At 56.1% G+C, this 22697-nt stretch carries 21 protein-coding genes; 16 read left to right on the top strand and 5 right to left on the bottom strand.

Features of this window, described 5'->3' with window-relative positions; genetic code table 11:
• Window positions 1–199: 199 nt before the first annotated feature.
• Together ACJJIT_RS15225 and nhaC are read right to left on the bottom strand one after the other, a co-directional pair.
• Window positions 200–1276 (bottom strand): DUF3549 family protein, encoded by a 1077-nt coding sequence (locus ACJJIT_RS15225; protein ID WP_444898922.1) that lies wholly within the window; start codon window positions 1274–1276, stop codon window positions 200–202.
• Window positions 1269–2774, bottom strand: a complete 1506-nt coding sequence (nhaC, locus tag ACJJIT_RS15220) for a Na+/H+ antiporter NhaC (protein ID WP_444885882.1) — start codon at window positions 2772–2774, stop codon at window positions 1269–1271. The genes ACJJIT_RS15225 and nhaC overlap by 8 nt, the downstream gene beginning before the upstream one ends.
• Before the next feature lie 327 nt (window positions 2775–3101).
• On the opposite strand from nhaC, the gene ACJJIT_RS15215 reads away from it, so the two are divergent.
• From ACJJIT_RS15215 to ACJJIT_RS15190, 6 genes are all read left to right on the top strand, one after another.
• Complete coding sequence (locus ACJJIT_RS15215) at window positions 3102–4271, top strand: 1-acyl-sn-glycerol-3-phosphate acyltransferase (RefSeq protein WP_252084795.1); 1170 nt, start codon at window positions 3102–3104, stop codon at window positions 4269–4271.
• Between the two features lie 115 nt (window positions 4272–4386).
• On the top strand, window positions 4387–6525 hold the full coding sequence (dinG, locus tag ACJJIT_RS15210) for an ATP-dependent DNA helicase DinG (RefSeq protein WP_444898921.1): 2139 nt from the start codon (window positions 4387–4389) through the stop codon (window positions 6523–6525).
• Window positions 6526–6630: 105 nt separating this feature from the next.
• A complete protein-coding gene (locus ACJJIT_RS15205) occupies window positions 6631–6954 on the top strand; it encodes a YqcC family protein (RefSeq protein WP_444885880.1) in 324 nt (107 codons plus the stop codon).
• A gap of 283 nt (window positions 6955–7237) precedes the next feature.
• Entirely contained in the window at window positions 7238–7930 is a 693-nt protein-coding gene (locus ACJJIT_RS15200; RefSeq protein WP_252084798.1) for an ATP-dependent zinc protease family protein, read from the top strand.
• Between the two features lie 55 nt (window positions 7931–7985).
• A complete protein-coding gene (locus tag ACJJIT_RS15195; RefSeq protein WP_252084799.1) occupies window positions 7986–9518 on the top strand; it encodes an inactive transglutaminase family protein in 1533 nt (510 codons plus the stop codon).
• Between the two features lie 9 nt (window positions 9519–9527).
• Window positions 9528–10532, top strand: coding sequence for an alpha-L-glutamate ligase-like protein (locus ACJJIT_RS15190; RefSeq protein ID WP_252084800.1), 1005 nt, complete (start codon window positions 9528–9530; stop codon window positions 10530–10532).
• Between the two features lie 52 nt (window positions 10533–10584).
• Here the strand turns inward: ACJJIT_RS15190 and ACJJIT_RS15185 are convergent, their stop codons facing one another.
• Complete coding sequence (locus ACJJIT_RS15185) at window positions 10585–11745, bottom strand: acyl-CoA desaturase (protein ID WP_444898920.1); 1161 nt, start codon at window positions 11743–11745, stop codon at window positions 10585–10587.
• A 172-nt stretch (window positions 11746–11917) separates the two neighbouring features.
• The gene (locus tag ACJJIT_RS15180) at window positions 11918–12241 is read right to left on the bottom strand and encodes a hypothetical protein (RefSeq protein WP_444898919.1); all 324 of its coding nucleotides are present in this window, start codon (window positions 12239–12241) and stop codon (window positions 11918–11920) included.
• A 567-nt stretch (window positions 12242–12808) separates the two neighbouring features.
• On the opposite strand from ACJJIT_RS15180, the gene ACJJIT_RS15175 reads away from it, so the two are divergent.
• The gene (locus ACJJIT_RS15175; RefSeq protein WP_444885876.1) at window positions 12809–14812 is read left to right on the top strand and encodes an ATP-binding protein; all 2004 of its coding nucleotides are present in this window, start codon (window positions 12809–12811) and stop codon (window positions 14810–14812) included.
• 52 nt (window positions 14813–14864) lie between these two features.
• Here the strand turns inward: ACJJIT_RS15175 and ACJJIT_RS15170 are convergent, their stop codons facing one another.
• A complete protein-coding gene (locus ACJJIT_RS15170; protein ID WP_252084804.1) occupies window positions 14865–15668 on the bottom strand; it encodes an inositol monophosphatase family protein in 804 nt (267 codons plus the stop codon).
• Between the two features lie 135 nt (window positions 15669–15803).
• Here ACJJIT_RS15170 and trmJ point away from each other — a divergent pair, with 135 nt between their 5' ends.
• The 9 genes from trmJ (at window position 15804) to iscX (ending at window position 22513) form a co-directional block, all read left to right on the top strand.
• On the top strand, window positions 15804–16595 hold the full coding sequence (trmJ, locus tag ACJJIT_RS15165) for a tRNA (cytosine(32)/uridine(32)-2'-O)-methyltransferase TrmJ (RefSeq protein WP_444885875.1): 792 nt from the start codon (window positions 15804–15806) through the stop codon (window positions 16593–16595).
• Between the two features lie 106 nt (window positions 16596–16701).
• Complete coding sequence (iscR, locus tag ACJJIT_RS15160; protein WP_252084806.1) at window positions 16702–17178, top strand: Fe-S cluster assembly transcriptional regulator IscR; 477 nt, start codon at window positions 16702–16704, stop codon at window positions 17176–17178.
• A 64-nt stretch (window positions 17179–17242) separates the two neighbouring features.
• Window positions 17243–18457 carry an IscS subfamily cysteine desulfurase gene (locus ACJJIT_RS15155; protein WP_252085971.1) on the top strand — a complete coding sequence of 405 codons (1215 nt, stop codon included), beginning with the start codon at window positions 17243–17245 and terminating at the stop codon, window positions 18455–18457.
• A 27-nt stretch (window positions 18458–18484) separates the two neighbouring features.
• Window positions 18485–18907 carry a Fe-S cluster assembly scaffold IscU gene (gene iscU, locus ACJJIT_RS15150; RefSeq protein ID WP_252084807.1) on the top strand — a complete coding sequence of 141 codons (423 nt, stop codon included), beginning with the start codon at window positions 18485–18487 and terminating at the stop codon, window positions 18905–18907.
• A gap of 51 nt (window positions 18908–18958) precedes the next feature.
• Complete coding sequence (gene iscA, locus ACJJIT_RS15145) at window positions 18959–19270, top strand: iron-sulfur cluster assembly protein IscA (protein WP_435583629.1); 312 nt, start codon at window positions 18959–18961, stop codon at window positions 19268–19270.
• 122 nt (window positions 19271–19392) lie between these two features.
• A complete protein-coding gene (gene hscB / locus ACJJIT_RS15140) occupies window positions 19393–19920 on the top strand; it encodes a Fe-S protein assembly co-chaperone HscB (RefSeq protein WP_444898918.1) in 528 nt (175 codons plus the stop codon).
• Between the two features lie 81 nt (window positions 19921–20001).
• Entirely contained in the window at window positions 20002–21873 is a 1872-nt protein-coding gene (gene hscA, locus ACJJIT_RS15135; RefSeq protein WP_444898917.1) for a Fe-S protein assembly chaperone HscA, read from the top strand.
• A gap of 77 nt (window positions 21874–21950) precedes the next feature.
• Window positions 21951–22289, top strand: a complete 339-nt coding sequence (gene fdx / locus ACJJIT_RS15130; RefSeq protein WP_152451921.1) for an ISC system 2Fe-2S type ferredoxin — start codon at window positions 21951–21953, stop codon at window positions 22287–22289.
• 29 nt (window positions 22290–22318) lie between these two features.
• Entirely contained in the window at window positions 22319–22513 is a 195-nt protein-coding gene (iscX, locus tag ACJJIT_RS15125) for a Fe-S cluster assembly protein IscX (RefSeq protein WP_444885872.1), read from the top strand.
• Window positions 22514–22697: the final 184 nt, after the last annotated feature.

The raw sequence follows: 22697 nt of genomic DNA, 5'->3' as shown, positions 1-22697 counted from the left end.
AGCGGGATTTTAGGTGAACTATTGCTGGAATAGAAGTTGGCGAATTTAAAAATGGCAGTCTTTTATTCGTTACGCAGATGGGTACTCTTCTTATGAAGATGGCGAAATTCATTTACAGGTGAAGTGTGTAAAGCTAAGGAGTGAAGCATGGCAATGAGGTAGGCCAAAATTTTGCTACATCATTGCCAGACTGAAGACCCTAGTGAATGGGTTTGGGTCCATGAAGGAAATGACCGAAGGCCTGAGCCAGGGTTTCATTCCGTTCGGGGTCGCGTAATGTACTCAGTAGAGAAGTGCGCACCTTGGGCAGAAACATCAAGTCAGAGAGCAATAAGTTAAAGGTATCCTGGTTATTGCTATCTACCAGTGCATTGAGCCAGAGTTTGGCTAATTGTGGATTTTCTAGGTCCTGGGGGCAGCGGCTGCCGATGGCAGCAAGAAGCTCTATAGACTTAGCGTTGATGCTCTGAGTGCCACTCGATGATTTTTGTGTCAGATGCTTTAAAACTTCTTGCAGTAAAGTGCCGCGCAACCCCTGCGCCGGCGAATGAGAGATACCACGTACTGCAGCGGCAATCAGGGTGAAATCTGGAGTGTTATCGTGTAAAGAGTCACGTGCCCGAGTGGCGATGACTTCTCCCAGCTGGTGATCGACCGCTTCATTTTCCAGACAGTGGCACAGATTGACAAAAACTGGCGCAGCAATATGGGGCAACTGATTTAACAGAAGCTCTTTCTGGGAGTCCCAGTGGGCTGATAGATCGGCAATGCCCTGTAGGGCCAGGTTATCCCAGCGGGACTTCTGGGGGTTGTGAAAATAGTCGAGTACTGCTGCATAGTGCGCGCTAGGTGTGCGCTTCAGAAGCCGTTGGGTGTGCGCGTGAAATGCAGCTTGGCGCTCGTTGGAAGGGGTATAAAGTAGACCGCTTTGTTGCAGTAATTGGTCCAGCTGCGCTGCGGATTCGGAAGCGGGCGCCTGCTTCAGCTCTTGGGCCAGGGCGCGCAGCAAGCCATCGCGGGCCTGTAGCTGTAGCTTGCCCTGCTCATCGAGGGGAAAGCGCAAGAACCATACCGCCGGTTCACCACCCTCAGCGGGCTGCAGTAAGAGCCCACTCCAGGCCTGGCGCAAATAGGGGTGAGGCCAGGCTTTTTGGCCCGCCTCGAAAGCCTCGGCTGTAGACTTTGGTACAGATTGAAGACGCCGGCCCAGATCGAACCAGCGTAATTTAAAGTCCGCCTCTTCTATCAGGGCGCTCAGGGTACCGCTTTCACTCATGACAGCTTTGTAGATTTCCTTCTTTTTTATCGGAGGGTGCTGTGGCCGCAACTGAGATCGGCATCTGCTTAAAGTGCAACCAGCCGTAGGCGATCGCTAGCAGCGGGCAGATGATGTTAAACAGGGCATAGGGTAGGTAAGAGAAGGTATAAATGCCAAGGGTAGCCGTCATATAGGCCCCACAGGTATTCCAGGGGATCAGCACGGAGGTGATGGTGCCGGAGTCCTCCAGTGTACGGGACAGGTTTAGCCCATGCAGGCCCTTCTCTTCAAAGGCTTCTCTGAACATACGGCCCGGAATAATAATTGCCATGTACTGGTCGCCAGCGGCGGCGTTCATGCCGAAACAGGTGAATACGGTGGAGGTCACCAAGCCGCCCACGGTTTTAATACGCGACAGAGTCCAATTGACAATCACTTGTAGGAAGCCGGCGCGCTCCATGGCGCCACCGAAGGCCATGGCGGAGGTGATCAGCCACACAGTATTGAGCATGCTGCTCATACCGCCTTTCGAGAGGAGTGCGGCGACATTCTCATTCGTAGAGGTGGATTTATAGCCATCGAACAGGCTGTACCAGGCGCCTTTGAGTGCGGCCAGGGCACCTTCATCTCCCCCCAGACGGCGGGCAGTCTCCGGTTCGAAAATCAATGCGATGGCACAGCCCACCAGGGAGCCGACGATCAACGTGGGGAAGGCGGGGACTTTGCGCCAGGCCATAGCGAGTAGCAAGATCAGAGGCAGCAGGCTGATCAGGGAGATTTTGAATTCGCTCTTCAGGGCGGTAAGTAAAGACTCGATATCTGAGGCGGAGGCAGTGCTGGCTTCAGAAGTGAGGCCGAGATACGCGAACACCACCAAGGCGATAACGAAGGCTGGAATCGCGGTCGACATCATATGGCGAATGTGCTGGAACAGATCATTCGATGTTACCGCCGCAGCCACGTTAGTCGTATCAGATAGCGGCGACATCTTATCGCCAAAGTAGGCGCCGGAAATTACCGCACCCGCAGTGATTTCCGGGGACAAGCCAAGAGCACCGGCAATCCCCATCAGAGCCACACCCAGTGTGCCTGCGGTGGTCCAGCTGGAGCCGATGCTAAGACCCACTACGGCACAGATAATACAACTGGCGGCGTAGAACCATTGGGGCGAGAGTATCTGTACCCCGTAATAAATCATCGACGGCACGGTACCGGCTAATATCCAACTGCCGATCAAAGCACCCACTGCCAGTAGTATCAGAATCGCGCCGAATACCAGGCCGATGCCGTGCAGCATGCCGCCTTCCATATCACTCCAGCTGTGGCCATTTTTCATGCCCATCAGCGCAACTACACAGGCGCACAACAGCAGTGCAATTTGGTTGGGGCCGTAAGAGGAGTCGGCGCCATAGAAGTACACTGACAGCGATAAGAGAGCGACCAGGATCCCCAAGGGGATCAACGCATCCAGCAGGCTGGGCGTGCGCGGTTCATTGGTGGGGGTGGCTTGAGACAAGGTGGACTCCTGCTTGACTGCGTGGCTTGTGCCGTATTCGTTATCGTTGTTTTTGCCGTCGGCGGCGGTTGACCTTCCTATTCTCCCGGCTTGGGACGGCGAAGTCTACTTTGAATAGCAATTGGGACAGGAGGACCTTTTTGCTGACTGACCCGTCTAACGGCTATTTCATCACCTTGGTCATCGATCTGGTCGGGTGAGGTGCTAGCAGTTCGGCGAGGCTTCCGGTATGTTCTGCGCCGATTTCTTATCCCGGCTACCCTGTGGCCGTACAATAAAATGAGCCCGGGCCACGGGTAGATAGTCGGTCCGGCAGGTAGTGATGTCATGAGAGCAAGTGAGTTAGACCCCGCTCAATTTGAGGATATGCGCCCTTATCGCGACGATGAGGTGCGTGCTGTATTGGACAGGCTGATCGCCGATCCGGAAATGTCCCACGCTGTAGCGCATTTCCTGATCCCCAAACTGGCGCGCCTGGAAGGCCCCCTGGCCTGGCTGGTACGCCAGTTCCTGCGTTTTGAATTCCGCAAAGTGAACGATGTACGTGGTGTACAGGCGATTGTAGAAAAATACATCGACAAGGTGGTGAGCCGCACCACCTCCGGGCTGACGATTTCCGGGCTGGATACCCTGCCGCGGGACCGCGCCTGTCTCTTTGTAAGCAATCACCGGGATATCGCCATGGACCCGGCTTTTGCCATCGTGTCCATGTACAAGGAAGGGCATGAGACCTCCCGAATCGCCATCGGCGATAACCTGCTGGGCAAGCAGTTTGCCGGCGATATTATGAAGCTCAACAAGTGCTTTACCGTTAAGCGCAGTTCTGGCACCCGCAGGGAAAAGCTGCAGTCGGCGACAATGCTGTCTAACTACATCTACCATTCCATCGTGAATGACAATGAGCATGTGTGGATAGCGCAGCGCTCCGGGCGTGCGAAGGATGGTATGGATCGTACTAATCCGGCCTTGGCGGCCATGTTCGCCATGACGAAAGATCGGGATATGCCCTTTGCGGATTTCTGGCGCAAGTTGCACATAGTGCCCCTGTCCATCTCCTACGAGTGGGACCCCTGCGATGCCCAGAAAGCCAAGGAACTCTACATCACCGAACACAAGGACGAGTACAAGAAGGCCAAGAACGAGGATCTGGCCTCCATCGGCAAGGGTGTGATCGGCTTCAAGGGGCGGGTGCACACCGCGTTTGGTACACCGATCGAGGCGGATTTCAATGACGTTAACAGCGTCGCTGAAGAGATTGATCGCCAGATTGTCGGCAATTACACCCTGCATCCCACGAATCTGATCGCCTACGAAATGATCTACGGCGAGGTGTCCGGATTGCCGGTGGGTTACCCGCACAAGCCCTGGGATGCCAGTGAACACCTGGAGACCCGTGAGAAGTTTGAAGCGCGCATGGCCAAGGTCGATGAGCGTTGGCGGGAAAAGGCGATCCAGGCCTATGCCAATCCGGTAGTTTCACGCCTCGCATTTGAATAACTGTTTTGGAATCAGTGTAAGAGGGGCACTCAGCCTCTGCGGTGCTGGTGAGGAGGGGGCGCTTAGTGGATAATAACGCCCCCTGCGCCACCCACTAGCGAATAGACTCTCCCCCGTGCTCAACGATAAACACAAAACTGCCATCCAGGCTGCCTACAGCCAATTCCTATCCAGCCGTGGCCTCAAGGCCCGTTATGGGCAAAAACTGATGGTGGCAGCCATTGCTCGCACGCTGGGCTCGATTGTGCAAAGTGCCAGTGGCGAGCGCGACAATAGTAAGACAGATGGCGAGCATATCTGTGTGGTGGAAGCCGGTACCGGTACCGGTAAAACGGTCTCCTACTTACTTGCCGCCATTCCCCTGGCCCAGGCCCAGGACAAAACCCTGGTGATTTCCACCGCCACAGTTGCTTTGCAGGAACAGATTATCCACAAGGACCTGCCCGAAGTGGCGCGTCACAGTGGCCTCAACTTTGAGTTCACCCTGGCTAAGGGGCGCGGTCGCTACCTGTGCCTGTCAAAATTAGATCGACTACTCTCCAGTTTTTCCGCCAGCGGTACCGGCCTCTCTCTGGGACTCTATGAAGACGAGCTGCCACAGGTGGGAGAGGACAGTGTTGCCCTCTACCAGAAGATGACTGACAGTCTGACCTCTGGCCGTTGGGATGGTGACCGCGACAACTGGCCGGAAACTATCGAGGCCGATGACTGGGGTCGGATCACTACAGATCACCGTCAGTGCAGCGGCCGTCGCTGCCCCCATGTCACCAATTGCAGTTTCTTTCGCGCGCGCGAGAGCTTGGGCAAGACCCAAGTGATTGTTGCCAATCACGATTTGTTACTGGCGGACCTGGCCCTGGGCGGCGGTGCCATATTGCCTCCCCCAGAAGAGACGATTTACGTGCTCGACGAGGCCCATCACCTGCCGGACAAGGCCCTCAATCATTTCTCCCATCACAGCCGTGTCGGCGCCTCCACCGGTTGGCTCGACCAAGCCAACAAGGCCCTTGGCCAGATGTTGGGAGAGATCGGCGATGGTGCCGAACTGGATCGCTGTGGTGAGCAGCTACCGGCGGTGCTCACCTCTGCCAAACAGGGCTTGGAGCAAATGTGGCCGCTGATTGAAGAATTGTGCGAATTTGAGGATGAGAGGGGTAATACCACTCGACACCGCTTCGAGGGTGGAGTGGTGCCGGATTCCATGATGCAGCTGGCGGAAAAGTTGCGCGAGGATTTTGACGAGCTGGAGGGGCTGTTCGGCAAAATGTTGCAAACGGCCCAGCGTATGCTTGAGGACGCTCACTCTCCGGTGCCTATTGTAGATCTGGAGCGTTGGTACCCTCAGCTAGGCAGCTGGTATGGGCGTGCCGAGGCCAATTTGTTGCTCTGGGCCAACTATGCCCGCGCAGATGCCGATGGCGCCCTGCCTCAGGCGCGCTGGGTTACTCTGGTGGATTGGGGTGGTTCAACCGATTTCGAGGTGTGCAGCTCGCCCATCCTGGCCGGCAAGACTTTGGATTACAGCCTTTGGCGGCGCTGCTACGGTGCGGTGCTTACCTCCGCGACGCTCACCGCACTGGGCAAGTTTGACCGCCTGCGCATGCGTGCCGGTACCCCGGAAAATGCCAGCTACCAAGTGGTTCCCAGTCCCTTTGATTTTTCCAGAGCCACTCTGCAGGTTCCCGCTTGTGCCGTGGATGCAGGTAATGCGGACCAGCACACCGATGCGGTGATTGATGCTCTACCGGAGTTGCTCAAGGACTCTGGTGGCTCCCTGGTACTCTTCTCCTCTCGCCGCCAGATGGAGACGGTCTACGAGGCACTGCCCGGTACCTGGCGCAACCGTATCCTGATGCAAGGGCAACAGTCCCGTCAGCATTTACTCGACTCACACCGTGAAATCGTCGATGGTGGTGGCAGCAGTGTGCTGTTTGGTCTTGCCAGTTTTGCCGAGGGCCTGGATTTACCTGGGGATTACTGCAGGCATGTGGTGATTGCCAAGTTGCCTTTCGCGGTGCCCGATGACCCAATTGAGGCGGCCTTGGCAGAATGGATTGAGGCCAAGGGTGGCAATCCATTTATGCAGATCACCGTGCCGGATGCAGCCCTGAAACTGGTACAGGCCTGCGGTCGTTTGTTGCGTGCGGAAGGGGATAGTGGAACAGTCACCCTGCTGGATCGCCGTGTAGTGAGCCGTCGCTACGGCCAGGCGATTCTCAATTCACTGCCGCCTTTTAACCGCCATATCGAATAACCTCTTACTCTTTGGTGTGCCCCATTTTCGTCTACAGGTTTGGAATTCCTGCCAGGGGCACTGGGATTACAAGCTGCCCGGCAGGGCGGTTTAGGGATTGGATCTATGCAAGCTATTTACTCTGAAGTCGCCGATCAATTGTTACAGCTCGAAGCCGAGTTGCGCCGCATGGCCCTGTGGCAGGAGGAGGCCCCAACAGCGGAAGCCTTAGCCAGCAGGGAACCTTTCTGTGTAGATACCCTGACTCTGCCGCAGTGGCTGCAATTCATCTTTTTGCCGCGTATGCGCCAGCTAATTGAGGGGCAGATGCCGCTACCGCAACAGTGTGGCATAGCGCCAATCGCGGAAGAGTTCTTCAAAGAGAGGGGAGGCGCTGAGCCTCTGATCAAGATTCTCAAGGGCATCGACGAGCGCCTGCAGCGCGGCTGAGTCCTCCTCTCTGGCGTCCACTGGGCGCCCCACCTCGCTTTCATCTACTTTGTTAGCTATAACGATTCACGGTTGGCCGTCAAATTCTCAAGATCTGGCGCGTGTCACATTGTGGCGCTTGCATCGCTCGACTCTAGGAACATCCCTGTTCACCAAGCTCTTTCATAGGCTAATATCGGCCTTTTGCTTGCGTTGGGAGGAATTTCTGCGCTTGCTACCGTGAACGCTGCGAAGACAGTGCGGTCGGATTGGAATGCTAATGGGGCTAGAGGTAATCGTTAGGATGCAGAAATTTTCCCTTCTGTGGTTATTGGTCGCGGTCCAGTTATTGCTGGGCTGTCAGTCGCTGATGTACCCCGCACAGAGCCAGCAAGGGGCAGAACCCGCTACTGCACAATCGGGCCAATCTCAGGGCGAAATACTCCAGTGCCCAGAGCCTGTGGAGGTGATCTGCGCAGAGCCAGAGGTCAGGGTCGTTGAAAAAGTCATCGAACGAACCCTTGAAAAAGTAGTCGAAGTGCCCGTCGCCAAGGACAAACTGGTACTAGGAGCCGTGGAGAAAATCTCTATCGAGCCCTCCGGTCTGGTTGTTGAGTCTGTGGTGGATACCGGTGCGCCGACAACCACCCTGCGTGCCCAGACACTGACACGCTTTGAGCGCGATGGTGAGGACTGGATCAGAATTCAGCTGGCACTGCCGGAAGTGGATGGTAAGGCGGAAACTTCTACTATCGAACTGCCCATCAAACGCCATATCCGTGCGAACCGTATTGGTTTCCCGAGCCAGCGTCGCCCGGTAGTGGAGATGAATCTCACTGTGGGTGAGGTTACTCATATGGTTGAAGTCAGTCTGACGGATGAGGGCCGCAACGATATTGTGATGGTGCTGGGACGCAATTTCCTCAAAGATGCCGCGGTTGTCGATGTGAGCCGGCGCAATATCCAAGGGCAGCCTCGGGTGTTCGGGAATAAATAGGCCGCTTATTAAGATTAGGTTCCTTTTGGAACCCTAGAGTTACGGGGAAGGGCGAATGTCGCCGCGCGTTCAAGTTTATGTTATTGCGGCATTGCTCGCATTGATCGGGGCGGGTCTCACCGCTTACAAACATTTCGAATTAGGTTTTCCACTGCTGCCGGGTGAATACCGTACTGTCTGGACCATTGAGGCCAAAGTGGGTTTCGATGCGGAGGGCGGCCCGGTAAAAGCTGCGCTGACTTTGCCCCGTGAGCAACGCAATATGGAAATCCTCGGCGAGACTTTCAGTTCCTCCGGTTTTGGCTTTTTTATTGCCCGGGAAAATGATGAGTATCGGGCAGTTTGGACGCGCCGCTCCGCCGAGGGACCCCAGTCCCTGTTCTATCGCTTGGATGTGTATCAGACTCCCGGTGCGGCGCTCGAACAGCCTTTGAATCTCAGCACCCAGGTACAGAAACCTTTCCTCGGTGCACGGGAGCAAGAAGCCGTGCGCCTGGCGATTGATTCGTTGGTTAAGCAGGCCCGCGAGCGCTCCTCCGACGTGGAATCTTTCACCACTCAATTGCTGTTTGAGCTGAACGACGATGGTAACCAGGATCGCAACCTGGTCTTCCGCCACTACACCGATAAATCCCTGGTGGATGTCGCTCTGCTGATGCTGGCCACCGCCGATATTCCCGCGCATCGCATCCGCGGCCTCTACCTTGAGGACGACCGTCGCCGCCTTGCTCCAGAGGATCTGCTCGAAGTTTACGATGGTCAGCGCTGGATTGTTTTCGAGCCAAGCAGCGGCTTGCCCGGAATTCCAGAAAACTTCTTTATCTGGCAGCGCGGTGGCAAGAGTCTGCTGGACCTGGAGGGTGGCCGCAATTCGCAGGTGACTTTCTCGGTCATTTCCAATGACGTGCCTGCACGGGATGTCTCCATGCGCAGCACAAAGGGCGAAAAAGAGGCGCTGGTGGATTTCTCCATCTACAGCCTGCCCATCGAGCAACAGAGCATCTTTAAATTGATTTTACTGGTGCCGGTAGGTGCCCTGGTGGTGGTGCTGCTGCGTATCTTTGTCGGCTTGCGCACTTCCGGTACCTTTATGCCGGTACTCCTGGCAATAGCCTTTATTGAAACTCAGCTGCTCACAGGGCTATCAATTTTTGTATTGATCCTGGTGCTCGGATTGTGGGTGCGTTTCTACTTGAGTCGGCTCAATTTGCTCCTTGTGTCGAGGATCGCCGCCGTGGTAGTCACGGTGGTGCTCATTATGGGGGTGATCAGTGTGGTCAGTTATAAGCTCGGAATTGAGCAGGCACTGACGGTGACCTTCTTCCCGATGATTATTTTGGCCTGGACTATTGAGCGCATGTCCATCGTTTGGGAGGAGGATGGCCCCTACGAGGTAATTGTACAGGCCGGCGGCAGCCTGCTGGTGGCTGTTTTGGCCTGGTGGGTGATGACTAACCGCTATGTGGAACACTGGACCTTTAATTTCCCCGAGCTGCTGCTGGTGCTGCTGGCCTTTATCCTGGTTGTGGGTAACTACACCGGTTATCGCCTCAGCGAGCTGATGCGTTTTCGGCCTCTGATCAAGTAGGGGGTTGCGATGCTTCAATTTTCATTCAAGCACATCATCAACAAGGTTCGCGGTGGTATGGTTTCGCCGATGGCCCTGAATGAGATGGGCATACTCGGGATGAATGCACGCAATATCAATTACATTGCGCGCTACAACGATCGGGAAAAATTCCCAATTGTCGACGACAAGCTGAACACTAAACGAGCGGCCAAGCGCGCAGGCATACCAGTTCCGGAATTGATCGCGGCCTTTGAAACCCCGGCCAGCCGCAAGCGTGTGATGGAAGTGATCGATCCCTTGTGGAAGTTTGTAATCAAGCCCGCACGCGGTTCGGGTGGCAAAGGTATTCTGGTCATTGCCGGTCGCGATGGGGATAAGTACAAGAAGATTTCCGGCTCTGAAGTTGAAGCCCTGGATATTCTGCGTCACGTTAACAATATCCACAGTGGCCTCTACAGTCTCGGGGGCAAGCCTGACCGGGTAATGGTGGAGGCTCTGGTGGATTTCGACCCGGTGTTTCAGGATTACTCTTTTGAGGGAGTACCGGATATTCGCGTGATTGTGTTTCGCGGTTTTCCGGTGATGGCAATGCTGCGCTGTTCTACCCATAGCTCCGATGGTAAAGCCAATCTGCACCAAGGCGCTGTAGGAGTGGGTATCGACCTGGCCACAGGCAAGAGCTGCCACGCTGTACAGCGCGGCCTACGCATCCAGCACCACCCGGATACCAAGATGTCTTTCGGTGAGCTGAAGGTTCCTGGTTGGTACGATCTGGTGCGTCTGGCGGCGAGCTGTTATGAAATGACCGGTCTCGGCTATCTCGGTTGCGATATCGTTTTGGATCGCGAGCGCGGTCCGTTATTACTCGAAGCCAATGCTCGTCCCGGTCTCGCAATTCAGGTAGCTAACGGTGTGGGTCTGCGCCAGCGCCTGCGCTTTATTGAGGGGCTGGATGAAGAGATGCTCGAGAAAGGGGTGGACGAGCGGGTGGCGTATTCCATGCGTGAATTCGCCGCGGAAAAAACCCTTTAACCCACTCGAAGGCAGTTGCCTATTGCCACTTTCCAGTATTTTCACAGCACTGTTAGGAGGATGTGGCTGAGTCCGTCTGGCACTGCTTTATCAGTCTGCTCAGACGCCGGCTCTGCATTTTCAAGCCGAACTCTAACTCCTTAACCTTGTTTTGAATTGCTAGCGAACGCCACTTTTCCGCGATTTTATCCCCACGGCACTGGGCGCGCTGTAACTGCAGGTTTTTCCAGTTTTCCAGAGCCCTGGCGAATTGTATGGCCTCGTTCTCCAATAGTTTTAACCAGTCCTCCCGGTGTGCGCTGCCTCCGAGCTTCTCCTCCGCCTGGCTGAACTGCACCGACAGTTTGGCTTTCTGTATTTGTACCGCTGAGGGGGTTTTTAGGTCGTTGGTAATACCGACCCAGCTGAACAGCTTGATCATCCATTTAGTCGGGTCGTATGCAAACCAGTTAACGCCATTGCGATAATCCGCAGGAAAGGCGTGGTGGTAGTTGTGGTATCCCTCACCGAAAACCAACAGGTTCAGGAAGATATTATCTCGCGCACTGATATCGTTTTTGTAGGGGCGTTTGCCCCACATGTGCGCTAGGGAGTTGACCAAAAAAGTTGTGTGGTGGTTGACTACGATACGGAGTATTCCTGCGAGCAATAGCATGCCGATCACATCGCCGGTGAGAAGCCCAAGCGCTAAAGGAATGCCCAGGTTCATACTGAGGGTGATGGGGATATAGTGATTGTGTTGCCACATCACGATCTTGTCGCGCTTTAGATCCCCGACATTTTTATAATCCAAGTGGCTGCTTGGATATTCGTGCATCATCCAGTCGATATGAGAAAACCAGAAGCCGCGCATTGCTGAGTAGGGGTCGCGATCATTGTCGTCAATATGGCGGTGGTGCAAGCGGTGCGCAGCGCTCCAGGTCAGGGTGGAGTTTTGTAAGGCAGCCGCGCTGAACAAGGCAAAGAACAGGCGTAGAGACCAGTGGGCTTTATAGCTTCTGTGGGACCAGAGCCGGTGATTGCCTGCTGTTACCGAGAGACTGCACAAGGCGGCTAATAGAGCGAAGGCGAGCCACTGGTACCAGTGATATCCAACCATCAGCCCGTAGATGGGCACGGCGGTCAGGGCCAGGAAACCTGTACTGGCAAACAGCACTGTGGGAACCCAAAAGCATTTGCGCTTAGTTGTGGATGTTGGTGAAGCAGTATTCATAATTCGAGCCTGTTTGTGAAACGGCCTCGGGAAGCCCCGTATAGTTAGTGGCGCAGTTTTTCTATGATGTTATTTGGCGGTGTATTTCTGGGGGTAATTTCCAGTTACCAATACGACGCTACACAGAGAATATAGATAATTATTGTGAGGAGGCGCTGTGGGCTTTTTGCCGTCATCCATACTGCCAAGTGCTGCCCAGCCAGCTGAGACCCTTTCGCGGGAAAGGCGTGATGGGAGTTGTGATAGCCCTCGCCAAAAGCAAAAGCATGGATAACAGAGTTGTCCCGGGCCGCAATATCGCACTGAATTTTCTTTTGCCCCAGTGGTGCCCCATTGAATTGAGAGCGAAGGCGGCATGGTGATTGATTACCATGCGCAAAACACCTGCCAGCAAAAACATGGCGACAATATCTCCGGTAATCAGACCGAGGATTAGGCCGAAAGCAAAGTTCATACTAGCGGCGATCAGCAGAGAGTGGCGGTGTTGTCCCATCACAATGTTGTCCCACTGAAGGCCTTTGGCATTGTTGTAGTTTTTTCTACCTAAGGGATGTTTTTGGATCATCCAATCATGTGGCGCATAGAATTCCTCAGAGGCATTTGCATCAGACCTCTACTGGTTGCTGCCTTGGCAGGTTGCGCCTCTTTTTGGTGCGATATTTAGGTTTTTTGGCACTTGTTGGTTCATATTGCTTGGTCGCCAGGAAAAAAAAGAGATCGGCCACCGCAAAATCCTACGAGAAGTTGGCATACCGATTGCAATATTAGAAGCGTACGGGACGCATGACCCGTACTTCGGGGAGTTTGCATGGGGTTATGGCAAACCGTTTCCAATGAGGAACTCCCCGTTTTCTCTCATCATCGCTGATTATGGCCCCGCTTTGCGGGGCCTTTTTTATTCTTCTATCCCTCTTTCCAAGCGCTCCCGCTCGAAAAAAATTTTATTTTTGTGACTCTGTGTGGAATTCTGATTGGCACTAATGCTTGGTAAATAGACGCCCTTTTCGCGCCTAGGTATAAATGCCCCTTTTTTTGCCAGCAATGCCAACGAATCGAGTTAAGCGTGTCCGAATTTCAGAACCCCGTTCCGCCCCATCTCCCTTTCCTGCTGGCAACTCCAGAGGAGTTGCACTCTCTGGATGTTCTGGAGCTCACACACCAAACCGGTCGCCTGCAGGGGCTGATGATGGATGTGGATTGCGGCCTGTGGGAGTGGCACCTAAATAGTGGCGCCCAGCGCGCTCAGGGGGATATCTGGCATTTGTTTGCCGATAGTGCTGATCGCGCCCTTCAGGGTCTGTGGTCTGGCGCCGAGTTGCATCCGGTGCATTCTGATGAGCGTCATCGCATTTTTGCGTTACGCAAAAGGATCGCCAGCGAGGGTGGCTACTTCGACATCGCTTTTCGCGCCTACGACATCTCCGGACAAATGCGCTGGCTGCGCTTTTGTGGCCGGGCTACGACCAGTGCCGATGGCAGCGAGGTGATCGCGATTGGCACTTGTGCCGATTATAGCGAGGCACTTTCGCAGCGCTATCTGACCAATCTACCCAGTGAGCGACCGCTGCAGGCGTTGTCCGGGGTGGGAGATGGTTTGTGGGAATGGGATTTACGCGCCGATGAAATGGTACTCGATGACGCCTGTTGGGGGATTCTTGGCTACGAGGTGAGCCCGATTCGCAGTATTGGGCGCTCTGCTGCGGAGCAATGGAAAGCGCGTATTCTCACCGAGGATATAGCCAGGGTGGAACAATCGATGTTGGACCATGTGCGCGACCGGCTGCCCCTGGATGTGGAATTCCGCCTGTGGCGCTCCGATGGCAGCTTGGTTTGGGTTCGCTGTCGCGGCAAGGCCCAACTGGACAGCCGCGGTCAACCGGTGCGGGTGTTCGGGGTTTTGCAGGATGTTAGCGCTGGACGTGAGAGCCAGGCGCGGCTGGAGCGGGAGCTGCACCAGCAACGCGAGGAAAATGCCCATCGAGCCGATCTTTTATTCAGCCTGAGCCACGAGTTGCGGACCCCTCTCAACGCCATTTTGGGATACAGCCAAATGGTGGAATTGGATCAGAGCTTGAACTCCGACCAGCGCCAGCGGCTGGGGGAGATTCGCCGAGCGGGTCAACACCTATTGCACCTGGTAGGGGATGTGCTGGAGCTCGCCCGTATCGACAGTCGGCGGCTTGGCCCCTCAATGGAGTCGGTGCGCCCGGTGGAATTAGTGGCCGAATGTAAGCGCCTGCTGGAACCACTGGCGGAGACCCGCCGGGTCAGTCTGGTCTACGAGCCTCTCGGCTGGGAATCCGCCTATATCTGCGCAGACCCAGTTCGTTACAAGCAGGTGGTTCTAAACCTCGCCGGCAATGCAGTGAAATACAACCGGGATAATGGCAGGGTCATTATTAATTTCACTCCCCAGGCAGAGGGCTGGCTGCGCTTGAGTATTCTCGATACCGGTAAGGGCATTTCTCCGGATCGGCGCAGCGAGGTGTTCGAGCCTTTTAATCGTTTGGGGGAGGAAAAGGGTCATATAGAGGGGACCGGCGTGGGTCTGGCAATTGCCAAGCGGCTCACCGAGGCTATGGGTGGGCGAATCGACTTTGATAGTCAGGAGGGGCAGGGCTCAGTTTTCTGGATCGAATTCCCTATGATCGATGCGCCCGATGCCCTTATGAGCTTTTCTGCTCATCCACAGGAGCCTCCGCAGTTGCCGGAGGGGCGCGTGTTACTTGTGGATAACCGCCCTGCTGCGGCCGACCAGCTAAAGGAAATGCTGAAGGAGAGTCCCCAGGTTCAGTGCCTGATTGCCACCGATGTGGTGGAGGCAATTTTTATCGCGCGAACGCAGCGTCCCGATGTACTGTTGTTTCACAGTGAGGTGCCGGGCATGTCCGCTGCGGACCTAATCTCTATTTTGCAGGAGGATATCGCCACCAGAGCCATGCGCTTTGTACTGGTTGGTGAAAAACCCAGTGGGGAGAACTATCCGGCACTGCCGGCAGAGTTTGACTTTATGCAGTTGTCGCGTGTGTTGGCGGAAACCCTTGGGCGGGCCGGTCGGTCAGTTTAGCGGCACCGTAACAGCTGGCCCGGCAGTCGCCGGGCCAGTGAGCGAATAAAGCTTAGCGCACGGAGCCCAGGTGCTTACCGACGATCTGCACCAGCGGCTTGAAGACTTTGGGGGTGGCACAGACCAGATTGCCGGATTCCAGGTAGTCCTCTCCACCGCGGAAGTCGCTGATTAAACCGCCGGCCTCTTTGACCAGTAGCGAGCCTGCAGCAATATCCCAGGTATTCAGATACATCTCCCAGAAACCGTCGAAGCGCCCGGCCGCTACATAGGCCAGGTCCAGTGCGGCGGCGCCGGGGCGGCGGATGCCGGCGGTCTGCCCGGCGATCTCTTTCAAAGCGCCCAGGTAGGGGTCGATGTTTTCCAGAGCGGGGCCATTGAAGGGTAGGCCGGTGCCAATTAGAGCGCCGCGCAGGCCCTGGCGGGGGGAAACGCGGATGCGACGGCCGTTAAGGGCCGCGCCACGACCGCGGCTCGCGGTGAATTCTTCGCGCTTAATCGGGTCGAGTACCACCGCGTGCTCAATGCGGCCGCGGTAGCGGCAGGCGATAGATACCGCAAACTGGGGTACGCCGTGGATAAAGTTGGTGGTGCCATCGAGAGGGTCGATAATCCACTCGTAGTCGGGCTCGGCGCCTTCGATCAGGCCGCTCTCTTCAGCGCGGATGCTGTGCTTGGGGTAGGCTTTGCGCAGGTGATAAATAATCTCCTGTTCGCTGGCCTTGTCCACTTCGGTGACGAAATCGTTGCGCGCCTTCTCCTCGAATTTCATCAGGTCGCCGCGCTCCCAGGCCCGTTCGATCAATTCTCCGGCCTTGCGCGCCGCGCGCAGGGCAATATTTAGCATGGGTTCCATAACTATTCCGCACTAAGTGGTTGAAGTGGTTAAAAAGCAGACCGCGGGTTAACCGCAGCGGACGCGATTGTATGGATTCCCGCTCCTTTTTGCTACACTCGCGCGCCCCCATGACACCGAATTATTACTTTCAGTATGGCCAAGTCCCCATTAGACACGACTCCGCTCAGTGCGCTCGACAATGTGCGTGTGGTTCTGGTTAACAGTGCCCACCCAGGAAATATTGGCGGCGCGGCGCGCGCCCTGAAGAATATGGGCCTGAGCCAGCTCTATCTGGTTGCACCGCGGGAATTCCCTGCGGCCAATGCCGTGTGGCGCGCCGCCGGTGCGGCGGAGCTGCTCGACAGTGCAGTAGTAGTGGACACTCTGGAAGAGGCGGTGGCAGATTGCGGCCTGGTGGTGGCCACCAGTGCCCGCGAGCGACGTATTCCCTGGCCTCTGCTGACACCGCGCCAGTGCGGTGAGCGCGCAGTGGCCGAGGCCTCCAGCCACCCGGTGGCGCTGGTGTTTGGTCGTGAAGACCGCGGCCTGACCAATGAAGAGCTTCAGGCGTGCAATTACCATGTGCATATTCCGGCCAACCCCGAGTACAGCTCTCTAAACCTGGCGACCGCCGTACAGGTGCTTTCTTATGAGGTGCGTATGGCGGCGCTGGAAGCAGAGAAAGGCGAGCCTGTGAGTTATGCAGACTGGGATCGCCCACCGTCCAAAGCCAGCGATATGGAGCTCTATTTTGAGCACCTCCAGCAAGCTTTAGGTGAACTGGGCTTTATCGATCCGGATAACCCTCGCCAGACTATGACCCGACTGCGCAGGCTGTACAGCCGTGTGCGCCCGGATGATATGGAGCTGGGTATCCTGCGCGGCATGCTCACCTCCATCCAGAACTATATTCACCGCTCTGGTGGCAAGGGGCGCCCAGACTAGTTGAGTACCCGAGTACTTTGCTTGGTTATATACTTGACTAAGGTGCTGGGTTATTTCATACTCGCGCCCCGATCGGAAAAGGGCTGTTCATCAGTTGGGAGCTGGTATGCGTTTAACAACCAAAGGCCGCTATGCGGTAACCGCCATGCTGGATCTGGCGTTGCATGCAGAGCGTGGGCCGATCAGCTTGGCAGATATTTCCAAACGGCAGGGCATCTCCCTGTCCTATCTGGAACAGTTATTTTCCCGCCTGCGGCAATCCGGACTGGTGTCCAGTGTGCGCGGCCCCGGCGGTGGTTATCGTCTAGCCCGCGATGGCGAAGAGATTTTTGTGGCTCAGATCATTGATGCAGTCAATGAATCGGTGGATGCCACCAGCTGTGGCGGCAACGCCGATTGCGCCAATGGCGAACAGTGTCTGACCCATTACCTCTGGTCAGACCTGAGTGATCAGATTCACGGTTTCCTGAGCGGAATCAGCCTGGCCAACTTGGTGTCTCGCGCCGAGGTACAGGAAGTGGCACGCCGCCAGGATATGCGCGAAGCGCCGGAAGAGCGGGTCGCCGTACTCGGCGGCTTGTAAATATCGGCCACAACTGTGGCCAAAGCGGAATATTTGAGAATTATTGAGCGGAAACGGTATGACTATGAAGCTTCCCATCTACCTGGATTATTCAGCTACCTGTCCGGTTGACCCGCGTGTCGCTGCAAAGATGGCAGAGCAGCTGACGATGGAAGGCAACTTCGGTAACCCGGCTTCACGGTCTCACCTGTACGGCTGGAAAGCCGAAGAGGCGGTGGAAAATGCCCGTCGTCAGGTGGCTGAGCTGATTAATGCTGACCCCCGCGAGATCGTCTGGACCAGTGGTGCCACCGAGTCCGATAACCTGGCGATCAAAGGTGCGGCGCACTTCTATCAGGGCCGCGGCAAGCACATCATCACCTCCAAAATTGAGCACAAGGCGGTACTAGACACCTGTCGCCAGCTGGAGCGTGAAGGCTTCGAAGTAACCTATCTGAACCCCCGTGAAGACGGCATCGTGACCCCGCAACAGGTTGAGGAAGCGCTGCGTGAGGACACCATTCTGGTAAGCCTGATGCACGTGAACAACGAAATCGGTGTAATTAACGATATCGCCGCGATCGGTGAGCTGTGTCGCTCCCGCAAAATTATTTTCCATGTGGACGCGGCGCAAAGCGCAGGCAAACTGCCTATCGACCTGCAGGAGATGAAGGTCGATCTGATGTCTTTCTCCGCCCACAAAATCTACGGCCCCAAAGGTATCGGCGCACTGTATGTACGCCGCAAACCCCGCGTCCGTCTGGAAGCGCAGATACACGGTGGCGGCCACGAGCGCGGTATGCGTTCCGGCACTCTGCCGACTCACCAGATTGTCGGTATGGGTGAAGCCTTCCGCATCGCCAAAGAGGAAATGGTGCAAGAGGGCGAGCGTCTGGTTTCCCTGCGCAACCGCTTCTGGGATCAGATCAAAGATATGGAAGAAGTCCATATCAATGGTTCCGCCGAACAGCGTGTACCGGGCAACTTGAACGTGAGCTTTGCCTTTGTAGAGGGCGAGAGCCTGATTATGTCCCTGCGCGACCTGGCAATTTCCTCCGGTTCCGCCTGTACCTCCGCCAGTCTCGAGCCCAGCTACGTGCTGCGCGCCCTGGGTGTAAACGATGAGCTGGCGCACAGCTCCCTGCGTTTCAGTTTCGGCCGTTTCACCAGCGAGCAGGACGTGGACACCGCCGCGGCCGCCGTGCGCAAGGCAGTGGAGAAACTGCGTGAATTGTCGCCGCTTTGGGATATGTACAAAGACGGTGTGGACCTGAACAAGATTGAATGGGCCGCTCACTAAGCGCGCACAAGAGTTAGGAGAAAAGTCATGGCCTATAGCGATAAAGTAATTGACCACTACGAACACCCCCGCAATGTCGGGCGCATGGACGACAAGGCGGACAATGTAGGCACCGGTATGGTGGGTGCGCCCGCTTGTGGTGATGTGATGCGCTTGCAGATCCAGGTGAACGACGCGGGTGTGATTGAAGACGCCAAGTTCAAAACCTACGGTTGCGGTTCCGCTATCGCCTCCAGCTCCCTGCTCACCGAGTGGGTGAAGGGTAAGACGATCGATGAGGCGGAGCAGATCAAAAATACCGCTATCGCCGAGGAACTGGCGCTGCCACCGGTGAAAATTCACTGTTCCGTGCTGGCCGAAGATGCAATCAAGGCTGCGGTGCGCAACATCCGTGAAAAGCGCGGTGAGTCTGCCGAAGCCGCTGACGCGCCGGAATCCGCCGCAGGTTAACCACCGGGCCCAGGGCCCAATAGCAGTGAAGGTATTGTTTTGGCTATTACTATGACCGAGGCCGCTGAGGCTCATATCAAGAGTCAGCTGGCCAAGCGCGGTAAGGGAATCGGCATTCGTGTGGGTGTTAAGACCGCCGGGTGTTCAGGCCTTGCCTATGTACTGGAGTTTGTCGATTCGGCAGAGGCCGAAGACGTGGTATTCGAGCAGGATGGAGTAAAGCTGATCGTAGACCCCAAGAGTCTGGTTTACTTAGACGGTACCCAGCTCGATTTCGTTAAGGAAGGGCTCAACGAAGGCTTCACCTTCACCAACCCCAACGTCAAAAACGAGTGTGGCTGCGGCGAGAGTTTCCACGTCTGAGCGTGGCCCGCTTCAGCGAGGCCGGATGCACTGCGCATGCCGGCCTTTTTATTGGCCCGGCAGTTGCCGGGTGGGGCGCCGCCGCCCAGTTTTTAAGGCCCAGTGCCGGCAGGTGAACTGAGATGGCAACCAACCTGACCCATTTTGAAATATTCGGGCTTGACCCCGCCTTTGAACTCGATCGCAGTGCTCTGTCCGCACGCTATCGGGAATTACAGCGGGAATTCCACCCGGATAAATACGCTTCCAAATCCGAGCGCGAACAGTTGCTCGCTATTCAAATGGCTGCGCAGATCAATGAAGCCCACACGGTACTTCGCGATCCGGTGCAACGCGCTGCTTACCTGCTCAAGTTGGCTGGGGTGGAAGTGCCACCTGAGCAGACTACTGCCGATACAGAGTTCCTGATGCAGCAGATGGTGCTGCGCGAGCGCCTGGAGGAAGTGCGCGAGCAAGCAAATCCCACTGTTGCCCTGGAGGAACTCGCCGAAGAGGTGGATGGCCTCTACCGCGGTGCGCAGCGGCAATTTGCTGAGACCTATGCCGTGGGCAAGTTTAGCGAAGCAGAAGACGCCCTGCGCAAGCAGCAATTCCTGGTCAAGCTGCAGTCGCAAGTGGAAGAGCTGGAAGCTGATCTGTTCGGCGATTAAACAAGCGCTACCAGAAAATAAACCGGGATCAGGCACAGGCGGTGCCAACGCGAACAATCCCGCTGATAGAAGAGATAAGTAATGGCATTACTGCAGATTTCCGAGCCGGGACAGAGTCCCGACCCCCATCAGCGCAAATACGCGGTGGGCATCGACTTGGGCACCACCAACTCACTGGTGGCCACGGTGCGCAGCGGCTCGGCAGAGGCCATTGCGGCAGAGGATGGCAGTGTCATCCTGCCCTCGGCGGTGCACTACAGCCGCGACGGTATTACCGTTGGTAGCGAGGCGCGTCTGCGTGCTGCTGCTGATCCCTACAACACCATGCTGTCGATCAAGCGCTTGATGGGCCGTGGGGTCGCCGATGTAAAAAGCCTGGGCGAGCAGCTGCCCTATCATTTTTCCGATACCGATGGCGGTATGCCCACTATTGAAACTGCCGCCGGCCCGGTCAACCCGGTGCAGGTGTCTGCGGAAATCCTTAAGAAGCTGGCCCAGCGTGGCCGCGATGCACTCTACGGCAAAGTGGATGGCGAGCTCGACGGCGCAGTGATTACCGTGCCGGCCTATTTTGATGATGCCCAGCGCCAGGCGACCAAGGACGCGGCCAAGCTGGCCGGCCTGAAGGTGCTGCGCCTGCTCAATGAGCCGACTGCCGCGGCGGTAGCCTATGGCCTCGATCGGGGGGAAGAGGGCGTGATCGCTGTCTATGACCTGGGCGGCGGCACCTTTGATATTTCAATCCTGCGGCTGTCCCGCGGTGTTTTTGAGGTAATGGCCACCGGTGGTGATACCGCCTTGGGTGGCGATGACTTCGACCGCATTATTGCGGCCTGGATCGCCGAGCAAGCGGGTTTGGGCACCGATCTGGATGCGTCGACTCAGCGGTTGTTGCTGGACAGTGCCTGCGCTGCTAAGGAATCCCTGAGTGGTGCCGAGCAGGTAGAAATACACCATGGGGACTGGCGTGGCGTGTTCGACCGGGCGACCATGGCCTCGTTACTGGACCCCATGATCGACAAGACCCTGCGCGCCTGTAAACGCGCCCTGCGCGATGCCGATATCGGTGTGGATGAAGTACAGGAAGTGGTCCTGGTGGGTGGTTCCACTCGGACTTTGCGGGTGCGTGAGCGGGTCGAAGACTATTTTGGCCGTGCGCCCCATGCGGAAATCGACCCGGATCAAGTGGTAGCCATTGGCGCCGCCCTGCAGGCCGATGTGTTGGTGGGCAATAAATCCGACGACGACCTGCTGCTGCTGGATGTAATCCCGTTGTCTCTGGGTATTGAGACCATGGGTGGACTCACCGAGAAGTTGATTGCGCGCAATACCACCATTCCGGTGTCTAAAGCTCAGGAATTCACCACTTTCAAAGATGGTCAGACCGCCATGGCGATTCATGTGGTGCAGGGTGAGCGAGAGCTGGTTAGCGACTGCCGCTCGCTGGCACGTTTCGAATTGCGCGGAATTCCTCCAATGGTGGCGGGTGCCGCTCATATTCGCGTGACCTTCCAGGTGGATGCGGATGGCTTGCTATCGGTGACTGCCATGGAGAAGAGCAGTGGTGTTAGTGCAGATATCGTAGTGAAGCCTTCCTACGGCCTGGAGGATAAGGACATAGCGCGCATGCTGCAGGAATCCTATACCCACGCCGCCGAGGATATTGCCCTGCGTGCTTTGCGCGAGGCGCAGGTTGAGGCGGAGCGGACTTTAGAGAGCTTGCTGATGGCCCTGCGTGAAAACGGTGCCGAGCTGCTGGAAGAGCATGAGCTGAGTGAGTTGGAGCATGCAATGGAAGCTCTGCGCTTGGGCCATAACGGGGGCGATGCCGATGAGATTCGTCAGCGTATGGAGACCCTTAACCAGCTGTCAGAGCCCTTTGCGGCCAAACGTATGGATGCTTCTATCAAGCGCGCCATGCGCGGCCACAGCCTGGATGAATTTGATAAATAAGCGGTGGGCGCCTAGCCCGCACAACTTGCGGCCGGGGCTTGCCCCCGTCGGATTGAGACCATAGAGAGTCAGTACCCATGCCGAAGATAGTATTTTTACCCCACCCGGAAATGTGCCCTGAAGGTAAAGTGGTGGAAGCGGAGAGCGGTGTCAGTGTAATCGATGCGGCACTGGCCAACGATATCGAGATCGAGCACGCCTGCGAGAAGGCCTGTGCCTGTACTACCTGCCATGTGATTGTGCGCGAAGGCTTCTACTCCCTGGAGGAGCCCGATGAGCTGGAAGAAGACCTGCTGGACAAGGCTTGGGGCCTGGAGCCCGAGTCGCGCCTGTCCTGTCAGGCGATCGTTGAAGATGAAGATCTGGTGGTGGAAATTCCCAAATACACCATCAATCAGGTATCGGAAAAGCACTGAGTACCGCGGGTAGTGAGGAAGCCAAAACAATGAAGTGGACCGATATTCACGATATCGCTATTGAGCTCTGCGAAGCCCATGAAGATGTGGACCCGCTCACCGTCAATTTTGTCGACTTGCGCAACTGGGTGATGGCGTTACCTGAGTTTGATGATGAGCCGGGCCGTTGTGGTGAAAAGATTCTGGAGGCTATTCAGGCCGCCTGGATTGAGGAACGCGAGTAGTCAGAATGGGTTTAAGGGGGTATTGGTATTGGAGTACAAAAGTCGATCAATACCCCGTATAATCCGCCGGCCGCGAAATGCGGTGATCAAAAATTGAGTACCCCCGGTGGGTATGAAAGGAATACTAGGGAAGAGCAACTGTGTAGGTTGCTCTTTCTATATGTAAGTTAAGTTACAAAAAATC

Source organism: Microbulbifer mixtoriginis (SeqCode) (genome assembly GCF_052467515.1).
This window is presented reverse-complemented; position numbering and strand designations above follow the sequence as displayed.